At 64.9% G+C, this 22,462-nt stretch carries 13 protein-coding genes and 1 tRNA gene; 4 read left to right on the top strand and 10 right to left on the bottom strand.

Annotation, left to right across the window (positions count from 1 at the left end; genetic code table 11):
- Positions 1-14 precede the first annotated feature (14 nt).
- Genes FGD77_RS15000 through FGD77_RS14970 form a run of 7 tightly spaced genes read right to left on the bottom strand, consistent with a single transcriptional unit; the run spans position 15 to position 16,254 of the window.
- The gene (locus FGD77_RS15000) at positions 15-833 is read right to left on the bottom strand and encodes a glycosyltransferase family 2 protein (protein ID WP_255010960.1); all 819 of its coding nucleotides are present in this window, start codon (positions 831-833) and stop codon (positions 15-17) included.
- Positions 830-2,533, bottom strand: coding sequence for a hypothetical protein (locus FGD77_RS14995; RefSeq protein WP_255010959.1), 1,704 nt, complete (start codon positions 2,531-2,533; stop codon positions 830-832). Before FGD77_RS14995 ends, FGD77_RS15000 begins: the two co-directional genes overlap by 4 nt.
- The gene (locus FGD77_RS14990) at positions 2,530-3,486 is read right to left on the bottom strand and encodes a hypothetical protein (protein ID WP_255010958.1); all 957 of its coding nucleotides are present in this window, start codon (positions 3,484-3,486) and stop codon (positions 2,530-2,532) included. Before FGD77_RS14990 ends, FGD77_RS14995 begins: the two co-directional genes overlap by 4 nt.
- A 22-nt stretch (positions 3,487-3,508) precedes the next feature.
- Positions 3,509-4,234 (bottom strand): 4'-phosphopantetheinyl transferase, encoded by a 726-nt coding sequence (locus tag FGD77_RS14985; protein WP_255010957.1) that lies wholly within the window; start codon positions 4,232-4,234, stop codon positions 3,509-3,511.
- Entirely contained in the window at positions 4,231-8,784 is a 4,554-nt protein-coding gene (locus FGD77_RS14980) for a MupA/Atu3671 family FMN-dependent luciferase-like monooxygenase (protein WP_255010956.1), read from the bottom strand. The genes FGD77_RS14985 and FGD77_RS14980 overlap by 4 nt, the downstream gene beginning before the upstream one ends.
- Positions 8,781-9,788 carry a glycosyltransferase family 2 protein gene (locus tag FGD77_RS14975; protein WP_255010955.1) on the bottom strand — a complete coding sequence of 336 codons (1,008 nt, stop codon included), beginning with the start codon at positions 9,786-9,788 and terminating at the stop codon, positions 8,781-8,783. The genes FGD77_RS14980 and FGD77_RS14975 overlap by 4 nt, the downstream gene beginning before the upstream one ends.
- 4 nt (positions 9,789-9,792) lie before the next feature.
- Positions 9,793-16,254: a type I polyketide synthase gene (locus FGD77_RS14970; protein WP_255010954.1), complete on the bottom strand. Its 6,462-nt coding sequence runs from the start codon at positions 16,252-16,254 to the stop codon at positions 9,793-9,795.
- 437 nt (positions 16,255-16,691) lie between these two features.
- On the opposite strand from FGD77_RS14970, the gene FGD77_RS14965 reads away from it, so the two are divergent.
- Positions 16,692-17,441 carry a WecB/TagA/CpsF family glycosyltransferase gene (locus FGD77_RS14965; RefSeq protein ID WP_255010953.1) on the top strand — a complete coding sequence of 250 codons (750 nt, stop codon included), beginning with the start codon at positions 16,692-16,694 and terminating at the stop codon, positions 17,439-17,441.
- Positions 17,442-17,444: 3 nt separating this feature from the next.
- Here FGD77_RS14965 and FGD77_RS14960 read toward each other — a convergent pair whose 3' ends face one another.
- Genes FGD77_RS14960 through FGD77_RS14950 form a run of 3 tightly spaced genes read right to left on the bottom strand, consistent with a single transcriptional unit; the run spans position 17,445 to position 20,152 of the window.
- Positions 17,445-18,389, bottom strand: coding sequence for a glycosyltransferase family 2 protein (locus FGD77_RS14960; protein WP_255010952.1), 945 nt, complete (start codon positions 18,387-18,389; stop codon positions 17,445-17,447).
- Positions 18,386-18,802 (bottom strand): hypothetical protein, encoded by a 417-nt coding sequence (locus tag FGD77_RS14955; RefSeq protein WP_255010951.1) that lies wholly within the window; start codon positions 18,800-18,802, stop codon positions 18,386-18,388. The genes FGD77_RS14960 and FGD77_RS14955 overlap by 4 nt, the downstream gene beginning before the upstream one ends.
- A 60-nt stretch (positions 18,803-18,862) precedes the next feature.
- Entirely contained in the window at positions 18,863-20,152 is a 1,290-nt protein-coding gene (locus FGD77_RS14950) for an ATP-binding protein (protein ID WP_255010950.1), read from the bottom strand.
- Positions 20,153-20,309: 157 nt separating this feature from the next.
- On the opposite strand from FGD77_RS14950, the gene FGD77_RS14945 reads away from it, so the two are divergent.
- The 3 genes from FGD77_RS14945 to FGD77_RS14935 all read left to right on the top strand — a co-directional run bounded on the left by FGD77_RS14945 (position 20,310) and on the right by FGD77_RS14935 (position 21,825).
- Positions 20,310-21,230: an MBL fold metallo-hydrolase gene (locus tag FGD77_RS14945; protein WP_255014247.1), complete on the top strand. Its 921-nt coding sequence runs from the start codon at positions 20,310-20,312 to the stop codon at positions 21,228-21,230.
- Between the two features lie 64 nt (positions 21,231-21,294).
- A tRNA-Asn gene (locus FGD77_RS14940) sits at positions 21,295-21,369 on the top strand.
- A gap of 108 nt (positions 21,370-21,477) precedes the next feature.
- The gene (locus tag FGD77_RS14935; protein WP_255010949.1) at positions 21,478-21,825 is read left to right on the top strand and encodes a hypothetical protein; all 348 of its coding nucleotides are present in this window, start codon (positions 21,478-21,480) and stop codon (positions 21,823-21,825) included.
- The last annotated feature ends 637 nt before the right edge of the window (positions 21,826-22,462 follow it).

The raw sequence follows: 22,462 nt of genomic DNA, 5'->3' as shown, positions 1-22,462 counted from the left end.
CCGCCCGGCCCTGACTAACGCCCCCGCACCCAGCCATCGGCACCCGGCAGCCTGACCGCCAGCGACACGGCGGCATACACGCCAAACCCGACCGGATCGCGCAGCGCGCGCGTCAGGATGCCCCGCAGCCCCAGCGGCGCCTTGCCCTCATTGCGCAGTATTTGGGGATAGCGCGCCGCGATCTCGGCCACGCCGCGATCCTGCCTGCGACGCACGCGCACCAGATTGCGCCACCCCTCGACCATGGGCCAGCTATAGAGCGCGGGCACCGAAACACGCTCGGCCGGGATGAATTGCAGCCGCACAAACGTGTCGTCCGAGATGATCTGCGGCCACCCCTCCCAGCGCGCGCGCCCGGCAGCATTGACTGCATAGACGCCAAAGCCCGGCACACCGCTGGCGACAAAGGGCAGCGTCTGCCAAAAACGCGCATAGGCGCGCGTCACGGCACTGCGGGCCGACGCCACGACGGGCATGCCGCTGGCATAGCGCGGCGCGGGCGCGTCCAGCGCCTCGATCAGCCCCGCGATCAGGCCCGGCGAAACGATCACATCGGCATCAAGGTAGATCCGTGTACCGTGCCCCGCCGCCGCATCCCCGAGGTCAAGCGCATGCAGCTTGCCGCCCTGCGGCGTATCAATCACCTCCAGATTGCGGCCTTGCTGCGCATAGTCCTGCGCGATCTGCGCGGTTGCATCCTTGCAGCCGTTGGCAACGACGATCACCTGCATTGTTGCGCCCTCCAACGCCGAGGCGAAAAGTGCTTCCAGGCAGGCGCCGATATACGCCGCCTCGTCATGCGCTGGAATAATTACGCTGGCGCTGCGACTCATAGTCGTGCCTCGATCGCGCGCCAGCGGGGATTGTCATCCCCGGGCCAGCGGCGCGTGCCCCAACTGCCCCATTTGCTTGGGGCGCCAACATCGTAATAGATGTTGAACGGCCCTGCCTCCAGCGCTGCCCAACTGTCCAGCAGGTCCGTATACAGCGCGCCCATTTGGGGCGTGTAATTCAAATGGATAAAGAAGTCAGCCAGCGCATCATCATCCTGCTGCGCGCCCAGACCGGTAACATGGGTGCCGCCCTCGTACATAATCAGATCCAAGCCATGACGCGCGGCGACCTCGGCGTGATACGGCCACATACGGCCCGCCAAATCGGCCAGCGTGTCGGAATTGTCACCACTATACGCGCCGCTGCGCAGTTCCTCGCCAGCGCGGGCGCTGGCCAGATCATAGCGGTGCGCGGCGATATGCGCGTCCAACGCTGCGCGCTCCAACCCGGCGGTCAGCCCCGTAACGCGGGCGGCGGCAGAACTGTCCGACAGCCATTCGTCAATCAGCGCGCGCCGCTGATCGGTGCCCAAGGCATAGCCGAAATATCCGGTGATGGCATAGGCATCGAACGCGTCCGCCGGCGGGGCGAACCCATCGGCCACGGCCAGCGGCGCAGTCAGGATATCAGCCTCCAGCCCCAGCCAGCCGGTTTGGGTGGCCACCACATTGACCAGTTGCGCGCGCGCGCCGTCGGCGGCAAAGACATCCGACCAGATGCGCGCCACTTGCGAGGCGCGCAGACCGTGGAATTGCGCACCGCGGTCCTTGATGCCCCACAGCGCGCGCGCCTGCGCATCAGCCCACTTGGCCTGTGCGAATTGCATGTTCCACACCTCGTTGGAAAACTCGACATATAGCTGCTCTTGGGGCTGTATCAGGTCCAGCGCCACCTCGGCCATCGCGCGCATATAATCGTCCCCGGCCAGATGCGGTAGCGTCAGCCACGCATCCGGCCCGGTCTGCTGCGCCAGGGCAATCATGATCTCCAGCGGCACGCCATGGCGAGTATAGCTGAAATCGTCGGGTCGCGCGCGCCGATCCCAATTCTGGGCCGGCGAATCGTTCGTGTTCATCCAATCCATGAACCGCAGCACATCAAAGCCGCGCAGCATGGCCAGAAAATCGGGCTGAAATATGCCTCCACCCTCGAATTCGGGCACCAGATCGTTGCGCACGACGGTGATGTTGCGCACATGATCACCGGTGTCGTCCGGATCACTGCGCAGGATGCGGATTGCGACAGGCCCCGGCCCCGGCGTGAAATCAAACGACACCTCACCATCGCCATAACTCACGTCGGTGGCGCGCCCGGACATCCCAATTGTGCCCGTCTCGTCAAAACGCAGGCGATAGCGCCCGGCAGAGGCGCGCGCGTCCTCTGGCAAATCGGTCAGGATCACTGTCCCGATAGCGTCCAGATCGCCGGGAACGCGCGTGGGCCAACCGTCTGCGTCCAGTAGCCCCGCCCCCTCGATCGCCGCGAAATCGCGCCCGCCCCAGCGCCCCGGCAGATCGCCGAACCAGCGGCGCGCGGTCTTGAACATGTCGATAAAAGGTTGCTGCGTGCTCCAATCCGTGACTGCGGCAAGGTTGACGGCTATCGGCTGCGGGCCGACAGCCGTTTGAGCACCCGCCATGCGTCCGGCGGCAGGCGCGGCCAGCAGCCCGGCCAAAACAGTACGGCGCGTCAGCGTCATGGGGCGACCCCTGTTTCAGGCAGGGCGCGCACGACCTGCCAGACGGTCTGCTGCATGAGCAGCGCCAGCTCGGCCCCCGGCAGGTCGGCGCGGGTGCCATCAGCACGCAGCAGATCATGCGGCAGGCCGACCGGTGAGCGGTGATAGAGCACGGCGTAATGCGTCAGCGCGATCAGGTAATTGCCCAGATCATTGGGGTGGATCTGATCCTGTGTGCCGTCCGCGTTCAGACTAAACAAATCGGTCCGGTCCGTCATCGGGCCAACGCCGCCCGCGCCCTCGACCGCGCGCACCAGCGCGGCCATGACCTGACCGGCGGGGATCAGGTTGATCGGGGCCTCTGCGCGCAGATTGGGCGCTATCAATTGCCCGATCCATGCGCCGCGCAGGTCCGCATCCAGCCGCTCCAGCCAGCCGGCGGGATCGTCCAGAGGGTGCCACGTCTCATACAGATAGACCGGCGGCGCAGCCACCGCGCTGCGCGCCAGATCGGCCCAGCGACCCAGATAGGCAGCACCGTCATGGTAGCGCAGCGCATCCTTGATCTCGACCATTTCGGTCAGCACGATGGCATCGTAATCACCCGAAGCAACCGCCTCGCGTGCATCGCGATAGCGCGGATGGGCATTTTCGACATCAAAGCCATTGATCGGCAGATCCGGCTCCCAATGCTCGCGCAGAGAGGTGCCCCAGCCCAGCTGACTGTCATAGCGATGGCCGTCGGGCGCCAGCTGTGCCAGCATTGCAGGCATATCGCGCCCGACCAGAGAATGACCAAGATGGTAGACCGCCAGAGGGCCCTCGGGCGGCGGCAGCGGCGCGGCATAGATCTCGGCCAGTTCGGCCGCGGACGGGCCTGAAGGGCGCAAAAGGAACGCCGCCAGCCCGGCGACCACCAGCAGGCAGGCCCCAAGAGCGATCATCATGCGCCCGCGCCTCGATTGAAGTCCCATGTCAAAGCCTCCTGCGTCGCCGTCATCCCCGGCCCTGCCCCCACTGCGGCAGCGCCATACCACAACCGATCAGCCCCGCCTCGATTACGAAGCGGCCCGAAAGGCAAGCGCCGGTATCAAATCTGCCGATTGCGCGGGTGAATGTCGCCTCGAACTGGCCAGCGTCCAGGTCGGGGGTAATCTCCAGCGTGTCGAAATCAAACAATGTGCCGGTCAGCGGATACTGGCACTTGTAGGCGCATTCCTTGGCGGAAAAGATCAGCTTCGCCAGTCGCCCACGCTGCGCCGTAGGTTGGCAGGCCAGCCACGCACGCTCGGGCGGGGTGCAGATCTGCAGGATCAGATCGGGGGGCAAATCGGTGGCTTCCTCCAGATCGACGCCGATGGCGCGGAACTGGCTGGTCGGGGCAAGTGCTGCGACGCACAAAGTTGCGCAATGTGACAGGCTGCCCGTCAGGCCGGTTGGCCAGACCGGCGCGCGGTCGGCGCCCATGGGCACGCCAGCAGCGGGCCAGCCAAGGTCGGCCATGGCGGTGCGGATGGCCGCGCGCCCGGCCGCAAACTCGGCCCGGCGCGCAGGGACCGCCCGCAGGATGGCCGATGCCTCGGCGGGCCAAGGCGCAGGATGCGGTGCACCCGGATCGGTCAGCGCGACCGCCACCTGCGCCGGAAACAGGCTTCGCATGGCCGTCAATAGCGGCATCTGCGGCGCGAGGGGGGCTGCACCCCAGCGCGCCGATGCGATCATTGCGTCCGCTCCGTTCGCCCGGCCCGCATCGCGCGGCGGCGCGACATTGTTTCGGCGCGCGTCTCATCCGCGCCCTCGTCCTGCGGCGGTGCGGCCTGAGGCGCGGTATGCCCCAGATGCGCCGCCAAATCGCCCAGCACCGGAAAGCGGAAGATGTCGGTGATCGACAGCCGCACATCGGGCAACGCCGCCCGGATATCGCGATGCGCCTGCACGGCCAGCAGAGAATGACCACCAAGGGCAAAGAAATTATCCTGCATTCCCACGCTGTCGATCCCGAGGATACCCGACCAGATCTGCGCCAGCGTGGTCGCCAGATCGCCTTGGGACGGGGCAGTACCCGGTGCAACGGCGGGACTTGGCGCCGGGGTTTTCGGAACCGCCGCGCTTTGCGAGGCGCGCGCCGCCTGCACCGGGTTGGGCAGCGCGGCGCGGTCGATCTTCTTGTTCGGGGTCAGCGGAAAGGCGTCCAGCCGCACCAGATGCGCCGGCACCATGGCGCCGGGCAGATGGCGCGCCAAATGGCTGCGCAGCGCGGCGATATCCACCGTGTCGGCCCCGGTAAAGTAGCCCGCCAGCCGCACATCCCCCGCCGCAACCGGCTGCGCGGTGACCACCGCGCCGCTAATGCCATCATGGTCGGCCATGCAGGCCTCGATCTCGCCCAGTTCGATGCGCTGGCCGCGGATCTTGACCTGCGCATCGGCGCGACCGATGAAATCGAGGCTGCCATCCGCGCGCCACGCCGCCAGATCCCCGGTATTGTATAGCGTGCCACCGGCCAGCCCCGAAATTTCGCGGAACCGATCGGCGGTCATTTCGGGGCGCTGCCAGTACCCTTTGGCGACCCCCGCACCGCCAATCCAAAGCGTGCCGGGCACGCCGACAGGCAGCGGCGCGCCGTCGTCATCCAGCACATGGCAGATGGTGTTGGCGATGGGCGCGCCGATGGGAACAGCGGCGCCAGCGGCGCCTTCTACGGGCTGCACGGTCGACCAGATCGTCGTCTCGGTCGGGCCGTACATGTTGCAGATGCGCGCCCCTGTCGCGCGGCGCAGATCCTGTACCAGATCCCCCGGCAGCGCCTCCCCCCCCAGATAGAGGTGGCGGATATGCCCCAGCGCGCCGCGCGCCTCACTGTTCATGGCGATCAACCGCGCCATGCTGGGCGTGCATTGCAGATGCGTCACGCCGTGGCGCACGATCTGCGCGGCGAGCGAGAAATCATCCTCGTCCAATACATCGGGCGCATTGGTGCGGCGCAGCACCTCGGCCAGCGGGCGCAGCCCCTCCAGCACGGTATCGGCATCGATGCCGTAATCGATGAGACAGGCGATTTCCGTGACTCCGATCGCGGCCAATTGATGCGCGCGCGCGATGCCATCCTCGACCGTGCCGAACAGACCCGCATCCTCGAAATACCGCTGAAACGCAAAATCGAGGATCGCCTCCATCTCATCCGCTTCCAAACCGCCAAGGTCGATCTGCGCGGGGTTCGCGACACCTGTTGGTTTCTTGAACGCAGGAAAGGCCCATGCGTATTGCTTGATCAGGCCGGCGGCGCTGCGCAGATAGTCCTTCATCGGCTCGCGCGCCACTTCGCGCGCGGCCTCGCGCGTGTTTGCGATGTAGCTGTGCAGCATCATCGTGACCTTGAAATCCGCCGGATCATGCCCGGCCTCGCGCAAGGCGCCGTGGTAGATGACAATCTTGGCTTCGACCTCGTCTATCGTCTGGCCCAGCAGATGGGTCAGCACGTTGGCCCCTAGCGCGCCGGCCTCGCGCCACGTCTCGGGGTTGCCCGCCGTGGTCACCCATACGGGCAGTTCGCTGCTGATGGGACGCGGCTGGGTCAGAACGGCATGCTCGGCGCCATCCGCCCGGAGAAAGCTGACCTCTTCGCCCCGCCAGAGCGCGCGGACCTTCTCCAGCGTGTCATAGAGCGCGGGCTTATTCGCGGGGGGGGTGTTTTCGGGGCGCAGCACGAAATCATCCGGCTGCCAGCCCGAGGCAAAGGCGATGCCCGCGCGCCCGCCGCTGAGATTGTCGATCACCGCCCATTCCTCGGCGATGCGGGCGGGATGGTGCAGCGGCGCAACGCAAGAGCCGGCGCGGATGTCCAGATTCTGCGTCACCGCCGCCACCGCCGCGCCGGTCACGGCGGGGTTGGGGTACGCACCGCCAAAGGCGTGAAAATGCCGCTCAGGCGTCCAGAGCGAGGTAAACCCGTGCGTATCCGCAAATTTGGCGCCCTCCAGCAGCAGGTGATATTTACTGCCACTCGCGCCGCCGTCATTGCCCCAGTAATACAGACCGAAATCCATGCCGCGCCCGCCCCGCATCGCCGAAGTGCCGGACACGGCGGCGCGCGTCTCGCCCCCCGTCAGGATCACCTTGAACCCGCGTGACAGGGTGTGAAACAGCTCCAGCACCGAAATGTCGAAGGCAAGGCTGGTGACGGCCAGCCAGACGCCCTGCGCCTCGTGGTCGATATAGTCGTCCATTCCGGCGCTGAAATTTGCGACATTGCGGTGCGTGACCATCACGCCCTTGGGCGTCCCGGTCGAACCGGACGTATAGATCAGATACGCCAGATCATCCGGCCCGGCGCCGCCATCGACATCGGCCTCCTGACTTTGTGGCATATCCTCGATCAGCAGCATCTTGGCGGATGTATCCGGCACCAGATCCGCCAGCGCCGCTTCGGTCAGCAGGACGCCGGCGCCGCTGTCGGTGATGGCATGGGCCAGCCGCGCGGCAGGATAATCGGGGTCGAGCGGCACATAGGCGCCCCCCGCCTTGAGGATCGCCAGAGCGCCGATCATCATGCCCGGCCCGCGCGTCATGCACAGCGCGACCGACACGCCGGGGCGCACATCCGCCGCCTGTAGCGCGGCAGCGACGCCGTTGGCGCGCGCATTCAGGGCAGTGTAGCTTAGTGTTTCGGTCTCAAACACCAGCGCATCGGCGCCGGGCGTCCGGCGTACCTGCGCCTCGAACGCGGCGGCAATGGTGGGGGCGTCGCCCAGATCCACCTCGGGGCCGACCCATCCCGTCAGCAATTTGCGATCCGCCTGCGGCAATGCTTCATCGGGACTACGCAGCACATCCTTTAGCCGGGCCGCCAGCAGATCGGCGGCGGCGGCGTCCAGTCGAGAGGCGTCGAACATCAGGCGCGAGTCGTCGGGCAGAACGCATAGCACGGTGCCCCGGATCGGCGCTGACCCATCTGCCAGGCCGACCAGCGGCATCTGCACGCTGTGCAACGCCGGGTCGCGCAGCAGCAGATCGTCGGCAAAGCCGTGATGTGCCTCGGCAGCGGCCACACCTGCGCCGGTATCATCGCTGCGCAGCGGCACCCACTTTGCCACATCGCCCGCCGCGCGGGCGGCGCGCGCCGTCAGCGCGGCAGGGGCATAGGCCAGATCGCCCGGTATGGGACCGGCCGACAGGGCAGCCCAGCGGGCGATGCCAGCGATCAGATTGGCGCGTGACAGACTGCCCGGCACGGCCAGCTCGCGCGCCTGCCAGTCGGGGGCGGCGCTGCTGCGCATTGCCAGCGGTACGGCGAGCGGAGCGAGATCGGCCAGCGCCCTGCGCCAGTGATCCTCATGCGGGGCAAGCGCCGACAGCTCGGCCCGGATCGCTGCGGTATCGGGCGATGTCAGCATGTCCCCGGCATGAACCCCGCTCAGATCCGCCGCCCCGCCATCGGGCCTGCGCAGGCCCGACAGACGCACTGCGCCATCGCCGACCATGACACTCAGCCAATCCTCGCCCAGTTCAACGACCTGTCCCGGCGCGCCCTGCCCCGCAGCAGGTTCGGCACCGCCAATCGCCACCGGCACGCCGTCCAAGGCCAATTTGGCCGTGGTCAGCGGGTTGGCGTATCCTGCGTAATCCAGCGCGCGAATCCGGCGCAGCACCGACTGCACCGAGGCGTTGAAATCGAGATATCCGGCCCCTTCGGGCAAATCCGCACGGCCAAAATACTGCCGCGCCCCCACACCCTGCGACAGGCGCGCGGGGGTGCCGGTTTCCAACTGCGTCATCACCTCGCCAAAGCTGTCCATCGCTTCGGCATAGCAGCGCGCGTTCAGCGCATGGGCTGTAGCCCCTTGGGGGATGTCGAAACGGCGCTGGAGCAGGATATCACCCTCGTCGATACCTCCCGCGATGTGATGCCATGTGATACCGTGCCGCGCCTCGCCGTTCAGCAGTGCATGCACGGGCGTGTTCAACCCGGCATACTCCGGCAGCGGGCCATCGTGAAAATTGATCGCACCGCGCGCGGCCAGATCCAGCACGGCCTGCGGCAGAATCTGCAGGTTGGCGATGCTCAGCAACCAGTAGGCGCCGCCCGCCGGAACCAGATCGGCCAGATCCGAGATGCGCCGCACCACGGGCACGCCGCGCCCTTCGGCCCAGTCCCGCACGGCCGCATCGCGCGTTGCAATGGCCCGGATTTCCGCGCCGCGTTCGGTCAGCAGGTCGGCGCAGGCCAGTGTCAGGGTCTCGTCCCCGATGAGAATGCAGGAAAACAGGCTCATTGGTTCTCACTTTCTTTAGCAGGGGTATGGCGCATGGGGATGGCCCGCTGCGTCCGGCGGGGCCATCCGCGCCGCAGCGCATGCAGGGTCAGATCGCGCATGAAATAAGGCGGGTCGCGCTGTTCGCGGCTGCTGAAGAGACAGCGCAGGCGCCATAGCCCCTCTCCCGCGATGCGCGACAGCGTGGCGGCGGCGGCATAGGCCGCGCCGTGGTTCTGGTGAAAATAGTGCTGGCGCGAGTCGAACCAGTATTGCGGCGTACGAGACCAATCGCGCATGCCGGTCGACACCGATCCCAGATGCTCTGCCCGTGAGGCGGGTACATAAAGGCAGATCCACCCTGCCCGCGCCGCGCGCAGACACAGATCCGTTTCCTCGAAATACAGAAAAAACGTTTCGTCAAAAAGGCCGATCTCGTCCAGCATCCGGCGGCGTATCATCATCGATGCGCCAGCCACCCAATCAACGCGGGCGGTCTCCTGCGGGATCGGCAGCGGCACGACCCAGTCGCGCAAAAGGCGCGTAAACAGGCCGGTGCGCACCGAGCCCTCGAACTCGCCCGCGATGGAGGGGAAGCGAAAGGCAGTCCGGTGCGTCACGCCATCCTCGCCCAGGATATGACTGCCGGCGAAGCCGACCTGCGGATCAGCCTCAAGCACATCCAGCAGCAGGCGGATCGCGTCCGGTTCCGGCCAGGCGTCGGAATTGAGGATGTAGATGTAATCGGGCACGGCGCCGTCCGGCAGCCCCGCCAGCATGCCGTGATTGTTACCCGCACCAAAGCCGCCATTGCGCCCGGCCTGCATCAGCGTCACGCGGTCCCAGCCGTTATCGGCGATGGCCTGTGAGATGATCTGACAGCTGTCATCGCCTGAAGCATTGTCGACGACGGTGATGGCGCCGACGATCCCCTCCATCGCTAGAAGGGCCGCGCGCGTGGCACGAACGGTCAAATCAGGCGTGCGGTAGTTCAGCACGATTACCAGAACGGCAGGGGTTGTCATGTCGTTACTCCGCCGCGTTACGATTGGCCCAGCCGGGGGCGGTCGTTCCTGTACCGCCGCCATGCATGCCCAGGTCTGCCGCTGTCATCAATGCATTCAGATGCCCGGCCAGCACACCGACATTGGGCACCAGAACCATGCCGTCATGATCGCCCGGCACCTCGATCACCTCGATATTCGGCGCGTATGGCGTCCATTGATTGTCCGCATAGACATATTCGCGCGCGGCACTGACCCAATTGCCGCCCGTCACCTTCCAGTGGCGGTCCAGCTTGGGGCGCAGCAGCGTCACCGGCCCTGTCCATCGCTGCGGGCGATAGGCGCCGGCAGCCTGGCGAAAGGCCGCCTCGACCGCCGCATTGTTAAAGCTGGCATCATCCTGCGGCGCGCCGGTATCGCCGCGCCGTTTCGACAGTTCCCACTCGAGCCGCGCGCGCGCCCAATCCAGCAGATAGCGCGGCCCTGTGCGCCGCAATTCGTGCAGTTTTATCAGCGCCTTGTCGGGGCGGGTCAGCGATGGGCGCACCGGCAGCGGCGTATCCAGAAGCGCCAGCACCGATACTTCCTGCCCCGCCGCGTGCAGTTGTTGTGCGATCTCATAGGCGATCAACCCGCCGCCCGAAAAACCACCCAGATAATAGGGCCCTTCGGACTGAACGCTACGCATTTCGACGATGTAATCGGCGGCGGCCTCCTCCATGCTCGTATGGGGGGCTGCATTGCCGATCAGCCCGCGCGCCTGAAGGCCCCAGACGGGCCGACCCTGCCCCACCAACAGCGCCAGTTGTCGCAGGTTCAGCACATTGCCGAACATGCCTGCCACGATGAAGAACGGCGTGCGCGCTCCGCTCATGTCCGGATGCAGCTGCACCAGATGCCGGGGCGCGGCCGGTTTTGCCCCGGAACTGTCCGTTGCCTCTGATGCCTCGGCCCCTCCATCCTTTGCCAGATCCTCCGGTCCGGCCTGCGCCTCGACCCGCTCGGCAAGGGCCCGGATGTTGGGCGCCTCGAACAGCAGGGAGAGCGGGAAATCCACGCCGAAACGCTGCTTGACCTGTGCAAAGAGGCGCACCGCTAGCAGCGAATGACCGCCCAGATCGAAAAAACTGTCCTCGGCGCCAATTTCGGCAATCCCCAGAAGGCTTGCCCATATCTCGGCCAGCGCGGTTTCGGTCGCGCCCTCGGGCGCCACATAATCGCCGTCCAGCTGGGGCCGATCAAAGCTTTGGCCCAGTTGCGATGTCTGCGCCGGCGCGGCGGCTTCGGCGACCAGTGCGTTCAGATCGAGCGGTGATATGGCGACTTGCGGTACCCCCAGCGCCAGCGCCCGGCGCAGGGCCTCGGGGCCCTCAACGGCGGTGATGCCCTGCGCGATATGGCGCAGCAGGCGCGTTTCAGCAGCGGATAAGGGCGCGGGCGCCTCCGGCGTATCGACGACGATATCGCGCGCCGCAGGTGGCGCGCCGATACTGGCCAATACGGATGGATCAAGGCGCCGCATGTAGAACCCATCGGCGCTGAGCAGCACCTTGCCATCCGGCGTGGCCAGCGTCACGTCCAACACGACAGTATCCGCATCGCATCCAGCCGCCAGGCGGACCCAACTGATGATATTCGCCGGTAGTGGCCCGTATAGCCGCAGCGCAGCATATTCTGCCGGCACCCAGAGGTCGGCCGGATCATACCCCTCATGCAGGCTGACCGCCCAGCCGGTGGCAAGGTCCAGCAGCGCGGGATGGGCCAGATACCCCTCGTCCATATCACTGTGGAATTCGGTTGGCAGTGCGAGGTTGGCCAGCCCTTCGCCCTCGGCCATGGCGGCACTTTGCACCACACGCCAGCGCGGACCAAAGGCAAGATGCGCTTCTTGCGGAGAAACGAACGGCACGGGCGCCTGCACGCTGCACCGCGCGGCGATCTGCGCCGGGTCGATCTGCGGTGCGGGCGCGTGCAGCGGATACAGATGCGCCTCGGCAGTGCGAATCCAGCCGCTGCGCCCACCCGCCTCGGCAGCACGGTGCAGCGACATGACGCGGTCTGCGCCCTCTTCGCGCAGGCGCAATTGGCCAGCCTGCGCCGCGCCATCGGCCACGTCAAAGGGGCGCAGAAAATAGAGATCGCGCAGCTCGAACGGACGGAAGGCACCGCCCGAGGCCATCGCCTCGGCCGCCAGCTCGATCATCGCCGTGCCCGGCAAAAGCGACTGCCCCGAGGTCAGACGATGCCCCGACAGCAGCCAATCCCGCTCGGTCGACAACTCCATGTGATATGTCTGGTCGTCCTCCTCGTCCGTGACGCTGCGCAGCAGCGGCTGGGTCAGGGGGTGCGGCGGCTGATCCTCGACCTCGCCGGTTCGGCGCGCCATGGCATCCGCTGCCATGCCGGTTTCCGCCCAGACGCCCCAATTCACAGCCAGAACACGCGTCTTGCCGCCCTTCCGGGCTTGCGCCACAGCATCCAGATAGGCGTTGGCCGCCACATAATCGACCTGCCCCGCCGGCGTGGTGGCCGTGCTGGTCGAGGAAAAAAGCACAAGCAGATCCGCTGTGCCATCGGGAAATACTGAATCCAGCACGCGCAGGCCGGCAATCTTGGGCGCCAGAACGGCCTGAATACTGCCCGCATCCTTGGCCAGAATGGGTGCGTCATCAATCACACCGGCGGCGTGGATGATGCCCGACAGCGGGCCTATGTCCGCAATCGCGGCGGCCGCGCCCTGCATCTGCACCAGATCCGTGACATCCGCGACCAGCGTGGTGACGGTGCCTCCCAGCGCCTCGATCTCGCGGATGGTGTTGATGCGGCGTGCCGTGCGGCCAGTCTGCGCATCCCACAGGGCGCGCTCCGGCAGGGCGCTGCGCGACAGCAGCACCACATGCGCACCAGCGCGCGCCGCCATGTCGCGTGCAACGCTGAGCCCGATGCCACCAAAACCGCCGGTAAGCAGATAAAGACCACCCTGCGCCCAGATCGGCGCATCCTGCGGCGCATCCTCAAGCGCGGCAGGACGCAGAACCCGCATCAGCCGCCGGTCACCGCGATAGGCGGCGATGCCATTTGCGGGCTGGGCCAGCAGATCTTCCAGCAGGCGGCGCGTCAGATCATCCTCTGGCGCGGTGGCGGCCTGACGCAACAGGCGGCGCGGCGCAGGTTCGGGCAATTCGATATCCAGCAGCGACGCGGTCATCCCGGGAAATTCACGCGGGATGACCCCAACCGGGCCAAGCGCGCACGCCTTTTCGGGATACAGCAGACCGGCGCCGCCTGCATTCGTGGCGCCGGTGGTGATGACGCTCAGCTGGCATTCCGGCATCTGCACCGCGCCCATCGCCTGCGCCAGATGGATCAGACTGTGCAGTCCATGCTCCATGTTGCGGTCGAAAAAGCTGCTGCCGGGGCGGAATATCTCGGCCCCCGTCACGCCCCAGAAATGCGCGATACGCTGCGGCAAACGCCCGTCGCCTGCCAGCGCCGTCAGCAGCGCCTCATAGCCTTCGCGGCCCTGTTCGGGCGACAGGATATAGTCCCCGGTGCCCCGCCGCTGAAAGCTGTCGCCGGACCGCACGGTCGTCACGGTATGACCCGCAGCGTCCAGTCGGCCTGCCACCTGCGCGGCGATGCCCGGCTCGTCAAGGAAGATCAGCCAGTTGAGCGGCGCGCCCAAATACTCTGTCACATCCAGATCGCAATCGGCAAAGGATGGCTTCCAGCCCGGCACATGACCCCAGCGCGCGATATCATCCTCGCGCGCGATCAGCGATTGTGCAGATGCGGCTGCCTGCCCCGGCTCGATGAAATAGCGGCTGCGCTGGAATTGATAGCCGGGCAGCACCACGCGGTTTCGACGCGCCTCGCCCCAGATCTGATCCCAATCCGCCTCGATCCCGCAGGCCCACAGACGCCCGATGACGCCCAGAAAATACGCATCGTCCGGCATGTCGTGATCGGGATGGCGCAGCGTACTTAGCACTTGGCCCGGTTTGACACCTGCACCCATCTGCGCCAGCGACGACAGCGCCCGGCCCGGCCCCACCTCGATGAACACGCGGGGGCTATCGGCCAGCGTGTCGATGCAGCCCGAAAAATGCACCGTCTGGCGCAATTGCTGAACCCAGTAGTCCGGGTCCGTCGCCTCGGCATCGGTAATATAGGTGCCGCTGCGGTTCGACACGAACGGGATCTGCGGCGGGCTGAGGGTCATCCCCTCCAGATGCGCGCGGAAGGCGGGCAGGATGCCGTCCAGCATCCGCGAATGGGCGGCGATGTCGATGGCGACGCGCTGGAAATCAACGCCCTTCCCGGTCAGCGTTTCGGCCAGCGCATCCAAGGCCGCATTCGGGCCGGACACGGCACACAGGCCCGGCGCGTTGACGCTGGCGATGTCCAGATCGTCACCGATCAGCGGCGTGAGTTCCGACAGTGGCAGCGATATGCTCAGCATCCCGCCCGACGGGATCGTATCAAAGAGGCGCCCGCGCGTCAGGATCAGATCGATGCAATCCTCGAACGACATGACCCCGGCGAGGCAGGCGGCGGTATTTTCGCCCATCGAGTGGCCGACCAGCGCGGCGGGCCGCACGCCCCAGTCCAGCCAAAGCTGCGCCAGCGCGTATTCGACAATCATGATCAGCGGCAACTGCACCGACGGTTTTTTCAGCGTCTGGGCGGCGGCGGCCTCGTCCCCCGGTTGCGGCAGCCAGAGGGCGCGAATGTCGTAGTCCAGTTGCGGCTGAAGATGATCCAGCCCCCGGTCCATCCACTCGGCAAAGACCGGCTCGGTCTCGTACAAATCGCGGGCCATTCCCGGGTATTGCGCGCCGCCTCCGGGGAACATGAAGACCAGTTCAGGTGTGGCCGCCAGCGGTTCGTGATTATAGACGCGCAGCGGGTCATTGGTCTCCAGCAACTGCGCCGCCTCTTCATGCGTCTCCGCAACCAGAACGCGCCTTTTATCAAAGCGATGCCGACCGTTCTTCAACGTATGCGCGATGTCGGCCAGGGACTGTTCGGGATGGGCGCGCAGATGCGCGGCCAACGCGTCGGCACTGGCATCCAGCGCCGTCTTGCTGCGGGCCGACAAGGTCAGGATATGGAAGGGGAAATCGCTTTCCTCGGACTCGGCGCGCTTGGGCGCCTCCTCAAGGATCACATGCGCATTGGTGCCGCCCACACCAAGCGAGTTGACGGCGGCGCGGCGCGGACCATCCGAGGGCCAGTCCGTCAGACGATCCGCCACGCGGAACGGGCTGTTTTCAAAATCTATGGCCGGGTTCGGCGCCTCATACCCAAGGCTGGGTGCGATCTGGCGGTGATGCAGCGACAGCGCGCTTTTGATCAGGCCAACCACGCCGGCGGCGGTGTCCAGATGGCCGATATTCGTCTTGACCGAGCCGATGCGGCAATAGCCTGCCTGATCGCTATCATGCGCCTGCGTCAGCGCCGCGACTTCGATGGGATCGCCCAGATATGTCCCGGTGCCGTGGCATTCGATATAGCCGATGCTTTCGGGCGCGACATCCGCATCGTCGAGCGCGGCGCGGATAGCGGCCGCCTGCCCTTCGACGCTGGGCGCCAGATAGCCGGCCTTGGCCGCGCCATCATTGTTGATCGCAGTTCCCTTGATGACGGCCCAGATGTGATCGCCGTCGGCCACCGCGTCCTCCAGCCTGCGCAGTGCGACGGCACCGGCGCCGCTGCCGAAAACGGTACCTTCGGCGCGGTGATCGAACGCGTGGCAATGCCCGTCCGGCGACAGGATTTCATTCTCCTTGAACAGATAGCCGCGCCCATGTGGCAGCTCGATCGTGACGCCGCCCGCGAGGGCCATGTCACATTCGCCATTCATCAATGCCTGACGCGCATAATGCACCGCGACCAGCGACGTGCTGCACGCCGTCTGCATATTCACGCTGGGGCCTTTGAGATCAAAGACATGGCTGACGCGCGTGGACAGAAAATCCTTGTCGTTGCCAGTGTGACGCAACAGGAACATCCCCACATCATCAACAAGATCGGGGTTCGAGCAGATGTTGAAGTAGAAATAGCTGCCCATGCCGCAGCCTGCATAGACGCCGATCCGCCCCGGGAACGCACGTGGCGCATGACCCGCCTGTTCCATCGCGGCCCAAGTGACCTCCAGAAATTTGCGGTGCTGCGGATCGAGGATCGCCGCCTCCTTGGGGCCGAAGCCAAAGAATTCGGCGTCAAAATCGGCAAAACCCTCCAGCGGGGCGGCGGCAGGCACGTAGTTTTTCTGCGCAATACGGGCGGGATCCTCGCCAGCGGCGATCAATGCGTCGCGATCTTGGCGGGTAATGCTCTCGATGCCATGCGACAGATTATGCCAGAACGCATGAATGTCGCTTGCGCCGGGGACATCAACGGCCATGCCTACAACGGCAATATCGCCAGAGGGGCGCCCGACCCGGATAGTTGCACGGTCTGGGGTCTCAACAGGTTTTTTCATTTCACTCGCCACGCTATACAGCCCAGCGCATATCATACAGGGCTATTGAAATCTACGCCACCGGGGCTAGCCGCGAGGCAACGTTTATGGAACTAGGTTAATTATAACATTCAACACATTGCTTTAATAAAGGCTTTAGCATTTTCTCTGGTGATATCTACCCTGGAAGATGCGACAAATCCCATCAGGCAATAAACGAGCCGTCGCTCGAAAACAATGGCACATTATTCCCGTTTTTCCAATCGGAATCAGTCACTCCGCCCGCATGCTGTGCCGTGAGAAGCTGTGGCGTTCACCCCTGCGCCGACGCGCAGGCCATCCGCATGAGACACGCGACAGCGGTGAACATCCGACAGATAGGTTTTGCGCCGCATCGCGCGCCCTTGGCAGCGGCGCCGGGCGCGGGCTATAAGGCGCGACGCTGCAAAGGTTCTCTTATGTCTCTGATTACACGCAACGGCCGCACGGTCCGTATTACGCACGACACCCAAGAGGCGCTGTTTGCCACGCTGCGCGAACGCCTGCGTCACAGGCGGGGCTTTCGGCTGGCCACGGTCAACCTTGATCATATGACTCGGATTGGCAGCGATGCGCGGTTTGCCCGCGCGTATGACGCGATGGATATCGTGGTCGCGGACGGGCGGCCGATTGTCTGGCTGTCCCGGCTGGCTGGCAGGCCCGCTCAGCTGATGCCCGGCTCGGATCTGGTCGTGCCGCTGGCGCGGCTGGCCACGGACGAGGGACGCCCCATCGCGATGATCGGCAGCACCGAGGAAGCGTTGCAGGGCGCCGAGGCGTATTTGCGCGCCGAGGTGCCGGGCTTGGTGGTGGCGTACCGGCTGGCGCCGCCCATGGGATTTGACCCCGAGGGGCCGGCTGCCGAAGACGCGCTGCGCGATTTGGAAGCGTCTGGCGCTGGCCTGTGCTATCTTGCGCTGGGCGCCCCCAAGCAGGAAATGATGGCCGTGCGCGGGGCGGCCCTGGCGCCCTCGGTCGGGCTGGCCTGCTTCGGCGCAGGCCTCGATTTTCTGGCAGGCCATCAGCGCCGCGCGCCCCGCTGGATGCGCGTGTTGGCGCTGGAATGGCTGTGGCGCGCGCTGGAGGCGCCGCGCCGGATGGTGCCGCGATATGCGCGCTGTTTCGCCATCCTGCCGGGACTGGCATGGCGCGCATGGCGGGCGCGGTAGAGCTTATTTGTACTCGATCAACTGCGCCCTGCTCCGCCGCGCCCGGCGGATGTAATAGCGTAACGCGCCACCCGCCTCGGCAAATTTGCCAAGCACGGTAAATGTCGCCCAGCCCCAATCGCCGCCGCGCCGGGCCAGCCGGATCACCTGCGCCGGATAGATCAGCAGCAGAACAACGGCAGGCCACCAGATCAGCGCCGCAAGGAGGATCAGCACAGGCAGGCCCAGCCCCCAGATCAGAGCGCGGCGCAGCTCAGCGACCCAGTGCCGCTCGGGCGGGGCGCCGTGGCGTGCGGCGCCTTCGGCATAGGCGTATCCGGCGCGGCGCGTGCGCCGCCACCACTCGGAAATCCGGGTGATATTTGCATCGTGACGCGTCATCTCGGCGTCCAGCCGCCAGATGCCCCAACCGGCAGCGCGCAGGCGCAGGCACAGATCCGGCTCCTCCCCGGCGATGAGGTCTTCGGTATAGCCGCCGACAGCCACGATAGCGGCGCGGCGCATCATCGCATCGCCCCCGCAGGCGCGCGCCGAGCCGATAGGCGTGTCCCATTCAATATCGCACAAACGATTGTAAACGCTTGCCTCGGGCGCAGTTTCGCGGCGTCGGCCGCAGACAACTGCCAGATCTACATCTGCCTCCAGATGGCCCTGCGCGGCGGCGATCCAACCGGGCTGCACAACGCAGTCGCCATCCACGAACTGCACAAATGGCGCGCGCGTGCGTGCCAGCCCTGCATTGCGCGCACGCGCAGCGGTAAAGGGCTGGCCCATGTCCAAAGCAACCACGTCTGCGCCCGCCTGCCGCGCGGCAGCCGCGCTGCCATCGGTACTGCCGCTATCGACATAAATGATGCGCTGCACCTGCCCTTGAAGCGAGGCGAGACACGCGATCAGGCGCGCCCCCTCGTTGCGACCGATAACGACGGCATCAACTGGTGCGCTCATAGGGCCTCCGGCAGAATTGCGGGCGTCATGTTTTCAATCGCGATCCGGGCGTGCAAGTCGAAGGGCGCGAACCAGTTCAGATAAATCAACCGGGCGCCGGAACTACCGGAATGCAGCCTTTTCAAAAAATACATCTTCGCCTCATGCAGTGTTCTTAAATATGTTTGCAAACGCAATATTACGGCCATTTTCTGATGCGACGCATCAAGATATTCGTTCCCCGGAACCTCGCCGATTTCAACACGCTGATCTGGCTTCTTGCGCAGTGATGCATCCAAAACTTCTGAAACGGATCGGGCGCTGTAAATGCTGGCCGTATCATGCGGTGTGCCCATAAGTCCGGGCAAGTCCAGCCCGTGTGCATAAAGCGGGATAGCGGGCGGATTGGCAACGAAAATATGCGGTGCACTCACTGCGCGACGGCACTGGTACAGCCGAAACTCTTGCAATCAATCCCGGCCCGGAAACCGGCCTCATCGCGCAATCACCAGATCGGCGCACAGACCGCCCAGCCGTGCCGAAGGGCTCAGCCGCAGGCTGCCACCATGGGCGCGCGCAATATCCATCGCGATCGACAGGCCCAGGCCGACGCCCGGGCCCTTGTCCTGATTGCGCGATGGCTCCAGCCGAGAGAAAGGGCGCAATGCCTCTTCAATCCGGCCCTCGGGGATGCCCGGCCCGTCATCTTCGACGCGGATGCGCAGGGCGCGGTCTGTCAGCACGACCGACAGCTCGGCGCGGGTGCCGTACCGCACCGCATTGCCGATCAAGTTGTCGATTGCGCGCCGGATCGCCACCTTGCGCAGCGGCACCGTGCCCGTGCCACTCACCTCATGCAGCGTCACGGCGATCTGGCTACGCGCACTATCTTCAACGATGCGGCGCACCAGCGCGGCAGGATCGACAGGCTCGGGCTCCCCCTCGGCGGCGCCGCGCGCGAAATCAAGGAAGGCGTCCAGCAGCCGCTCCATGTCGCGCACATCGCGCAGCATCGGATCGCGCTCCTCCTCGCCGTCCAGCATCGCAAGGCTCAGCTTCAGCCGGGTCAGCGGCGTGCGCAGGTCGTGACTGACGCCAGACAACATCGACGTGCGCTGCTCTATCTGGCGGTCGATACGCGCGCGCATATCCAGAAAGGCATTGCCGGCCGCGCGTACCTCGTTCGCGCCCGATGCGCGATACGGCACCGTGCGCCCCCGCCCAAACGCCTCGGCCGCGCGGGCCAGCCGCGTGATCGGACGCAGCTGGTTGCGCAGGTAGACATAGGCGATCAGCGTCATCAACACGCCGAAAAACAGCATGTTTACGAACAACTGGTGCGGGTTCGACGCTGAAAACCTCCGCCGGTCCACTGTCATCCGCACCGGGCCATTGCTTTGCTCCAGATAGAGCCTGACGAACTGGGGATGCGACAGATCGATTGCCAAAAGGGTCGGCAGGCGCTCTTCGAGCGCTGAAATCAGCACGATTCCGGTCACGTCATACCACCGGCGCAGGTTGGCGTGCGGCACATCTTGCGGCTCGGCAGGACGCATGACGATCGACAATGCCTCGGCCAGCGAGGCAGGGTCCTGCGCATCCAGCAATAGCTGAACTTCGCGCGCTGTCGAGGTGGTCATCTGCCGCGTCACCCCCTCGAAAAGGCGCTGAGCCGACACGACAGACACGACCACCAGCAGCGAAATCACCGGCAGCAGCAGGATCAGAAAGGCACGGCCATACAGACCGCGCGGCATATAGCGTTTGAGCCAGCGAAACATCATGCGCCAGACTAGGCCAGCGCCCGATCCCTGTGCAAGCGCATGTGGCACCTCCGCAATGGACGCAGGCCGCGCCCAACGCTATCGTCACCCGATCGCACCAAGGAAGAACCCGACCCCAATGACCCCGCCCAGCGATAGCCACGGCACCCGCGCCGACATGAACAGCGGCGCGCTGCCTCCGGGCGTCCCGATGACGCTGGCCCCCGGCCTGCGCCGCATCCTTGCACCAAACCCGTCGGCGATGACCCTGCACGGCACCAATACCTATCTGATTGGCACCAAGGGCCTGGCAGTCGTCGACCCCGGCCCCGATGACCCCGCTCATCTGGCCGCCATCCTGTCCGCTACAAGCCCCGGCCAGCGGATCTCCCACATTCTCGTCACGCACGCACATCTGGATCATTCCCCTCTCGCCCGTCGGCTTGCGGCGCGGACGGGTGCGCCGGTTCTGGCCTATGGCGACGCAGCCGCCGGTTGCAGCGCCATCATGCGCGAACTGGCCGCAAATGCCCCGCAAGGCAGCACCATCGGTGGGGGCGAAGGCGTAGACCTCCAGTTCGCTCCCGACATCTGCCTTGCCGACGGCGCGGTGCTGGAGGGGGATGACTGGCGGATCGAAGCGCTCTGGACGCCCGGCCACTTCGGCAACCACATGTGTTTTGCGTGGCGCAATACGATCCTTACCGGCGATCTGGTGATGGGCTGGGCCACGTCGCTGGTGTCGCCGCCCGATGGCGACATGTCCGACTACATGGCCTCGTGCCGTCGCCTGGCCACCCGCCGGCCCCGCATACTGTATCCCGGCCACGGTGCTCCTGTCCGCTCACCCGCAGTCCGGATTGATGCGATCCTAACCCACCGGATCGCGCGCGAGGCCGCGATCATCGAAGCGCTCCGCCACGGCCCGGCTGATGCGGCGACGCTGGCAGCCGGACTTTATACAGAAACACCAGCAGCGCTCCTGCCTGCCGCGACGCGCAATGTGCTTGGCCATCTGATTGATCTTACGTGCCAAAACCGGGTCGCGCCCTGCGGTACATTGCATGCAGAAACGGTGTTTCAACGCCAAAACGGATAAAGCAATATTTTCTGAAAAACGCACTGGACGCCACTCAGAGTGGTTGCTATACGGCACCTCGTGTTCCGGCGTAGCTCAGCGGTAGAGCAGTTGACTGTTAATCAATTGGTCGTAGGTTCGATCCCTACCGCCGGAGCCATAAAATCAGGCTAACTTACTGATTTTAATTGGTATTTTGAATTTAGTGCAAAATCCCGCAACATGTTTACCAGAATGCCGCAACAGTCCGAAAGTGTAGCTGATCAGAATGGAACCGGCATCTCTGATAGCGGCGTTCGGCATTGGCTCTCTGCTTACGGTCCTGGTGCAGCGTTTCCTTGAGACTCGCAGCCTTTCGCGGCAAAGACAGTATGATGAACGCAAAGAGGCCTATGTCGGTTTGTTGGAATCATGGGTAAGGGGGGAAGACGCGAACTTCACAGATGCGTCAGCACGAGACACGGGGCACTGGTTATTGAGAGCACAGCTAGTGGCTTCCCCAAAGGTCCATGACATGCTGTCAGAATGGGGCGAAACAAAACCCGGTTCTGATGAACGCATTTCAGCAACCAAGAAACTCAAATCCGCGATGCGGGAAGACCTGCGCTCTCTTTGATTCCCGCAACATTTCACTAAATGAAATGCCGTAAATATTTGATTTGTATCACCTTTACAATACGGTAAACACCTACCGCCGGAGCCAGAAACTAAGAAAAATCAACGATATCATATTGTTGCTCGGGATAGCTACGATCCCATAAAACTTCAACTGTCCTCTGTGCCCACTCCTGTGCCCGTGGCTGTCGCCCTTTCCTGCGCCCAGAGGCGACCGAAATGCCAAAAACCCCGTACCTCCTGAAGCCGGCAACATGTTCTGGTGGCGCCGACGCCACAACCCGTATTCATTCTTTCGCAACATTCCCGTTACACTGAAAAGGCCTGTGCGAAAACCGACGACAGCAGGTCCAGGGCGCCGGGCCATTTCTCGATCAGCCTGCGCACCCCTTGTCTCAAGGAAGCCGGTCGGTGTGCGGCCCGCCTGAACCACCTGTTCGAGGAGAAGAGACGCAGCATCGAGACCGTCAGATGGGGGAACGAGGGGATGAGTGACGAAAGCTAACATCCGATGAACCCTATCAGGTCACGCAATCTGCAGGGTTTGAACCGTTTCGGGTCGACGTCAATTATGTGCAAGACGCCACGACTGCGCCAATCGCCCCCCTCTTTGAAAGACTGGACCTGACGAATGGCCG

Source organism: Roseovarius sp. M141 (genome assembly GCF_024355225.1).
Taxonomy (GTDB): Bacteria; Pseudomonadota; Alphaproteobacteria; order Rhodobacterales; family Rhodobacteraceae; genus Roseovarius.
Note: the sequence above shows the minus strand (reverse complement) of the source record. Positions and strands in the feature narration are given on the sequence as shown.

Bases quoted from the DNA above. Each gene is read 5' to 3' on its own strand.
- FGD77_RS14950 (WP_255010950.1), bottom strand. From the start codon at position 20,152: ATGATGTTTCGCTGGCTCAAACGCTATATGCCGCGCGGTCTGTATGGC.
- FGD77_RS14935 (WP_255010949.1), top strand. From the start codon at position 21,478: ATGGAACCGGCATCTCTGATAGCGGCGTTCGGCATTGGCTCTCTGCTT.
- FGD77_RS14990 (WP_255010958.1), bottom strand. From the start codon at position 3,486: ATGGGACTTCAATCGAGGCGCGGGCGCATGATGATCGCTCTTGGGGCC.
- FGD77_RS14945 (WP_255014247.1), top strand. From the start codon at position 20,310: ATGAACAGCGGCGCGCTGCCTCCGGGCGTCCCGATGACGCTGGCCCCC.
- FGD77_RS14985 (WP_255010957.1), bottom strand. From the start codon at position 4,234: ATGATCGCATCGGCGCGCTGGGGTGCAGCCCCCCTCGCGCCGCAGATG.
- FGD77_RS14970 (WP_255010954.1), bottom strand. From the start codon at position 16,254: ATGAAAAAACCTGTTGAGACCCCAGACCGTGCAACTATCCGGGTCGGG.
- FGD77_RS14965 (WP_255010953.1), top strand. From the start codon at position 16,692: ATGTCTCTGATTACACGCAACGGCCGCACGGTCCGTATTACGCACGAC.
- FGD77_RS15000 (WP_255010960.1), bottom strand. From the start codon at position 833: ATGAGTCGCAGCGCCAGCGTAATTATTCCAGCGCATGACGAGGCGGCG.
- FGD77_RS14980 (WP_255010956.1), bottom strand. From the start codon at position 8,784: ATGAGCCTGTTTTCCTGCATTCTCATCGGGGACGAGACCCTGACACTG.
- FGD77_RS14960 (WP_255010952.1), bottom strand. From the start codon at position 18,389: ATGAGCGCACCAGTTGATGCCGTCGTTATCGGTCGCAACGAGGGGGCG.
- FGD77_RS14995 (WP_255010959.1), bottom strand. From the start codon at position 2,533: ATGACGCTGACGCGCCGTACTGTTTTGGCCGGGCTGCTGGCCGCGCCT.
- FGD77_RS14975 (WP_255010955.1), bottom strand. From the start codon at position 9,788: ATGACAACCCCTGCCGTTCTGGTAATCGTGCTGAACTACCGCACGCCT.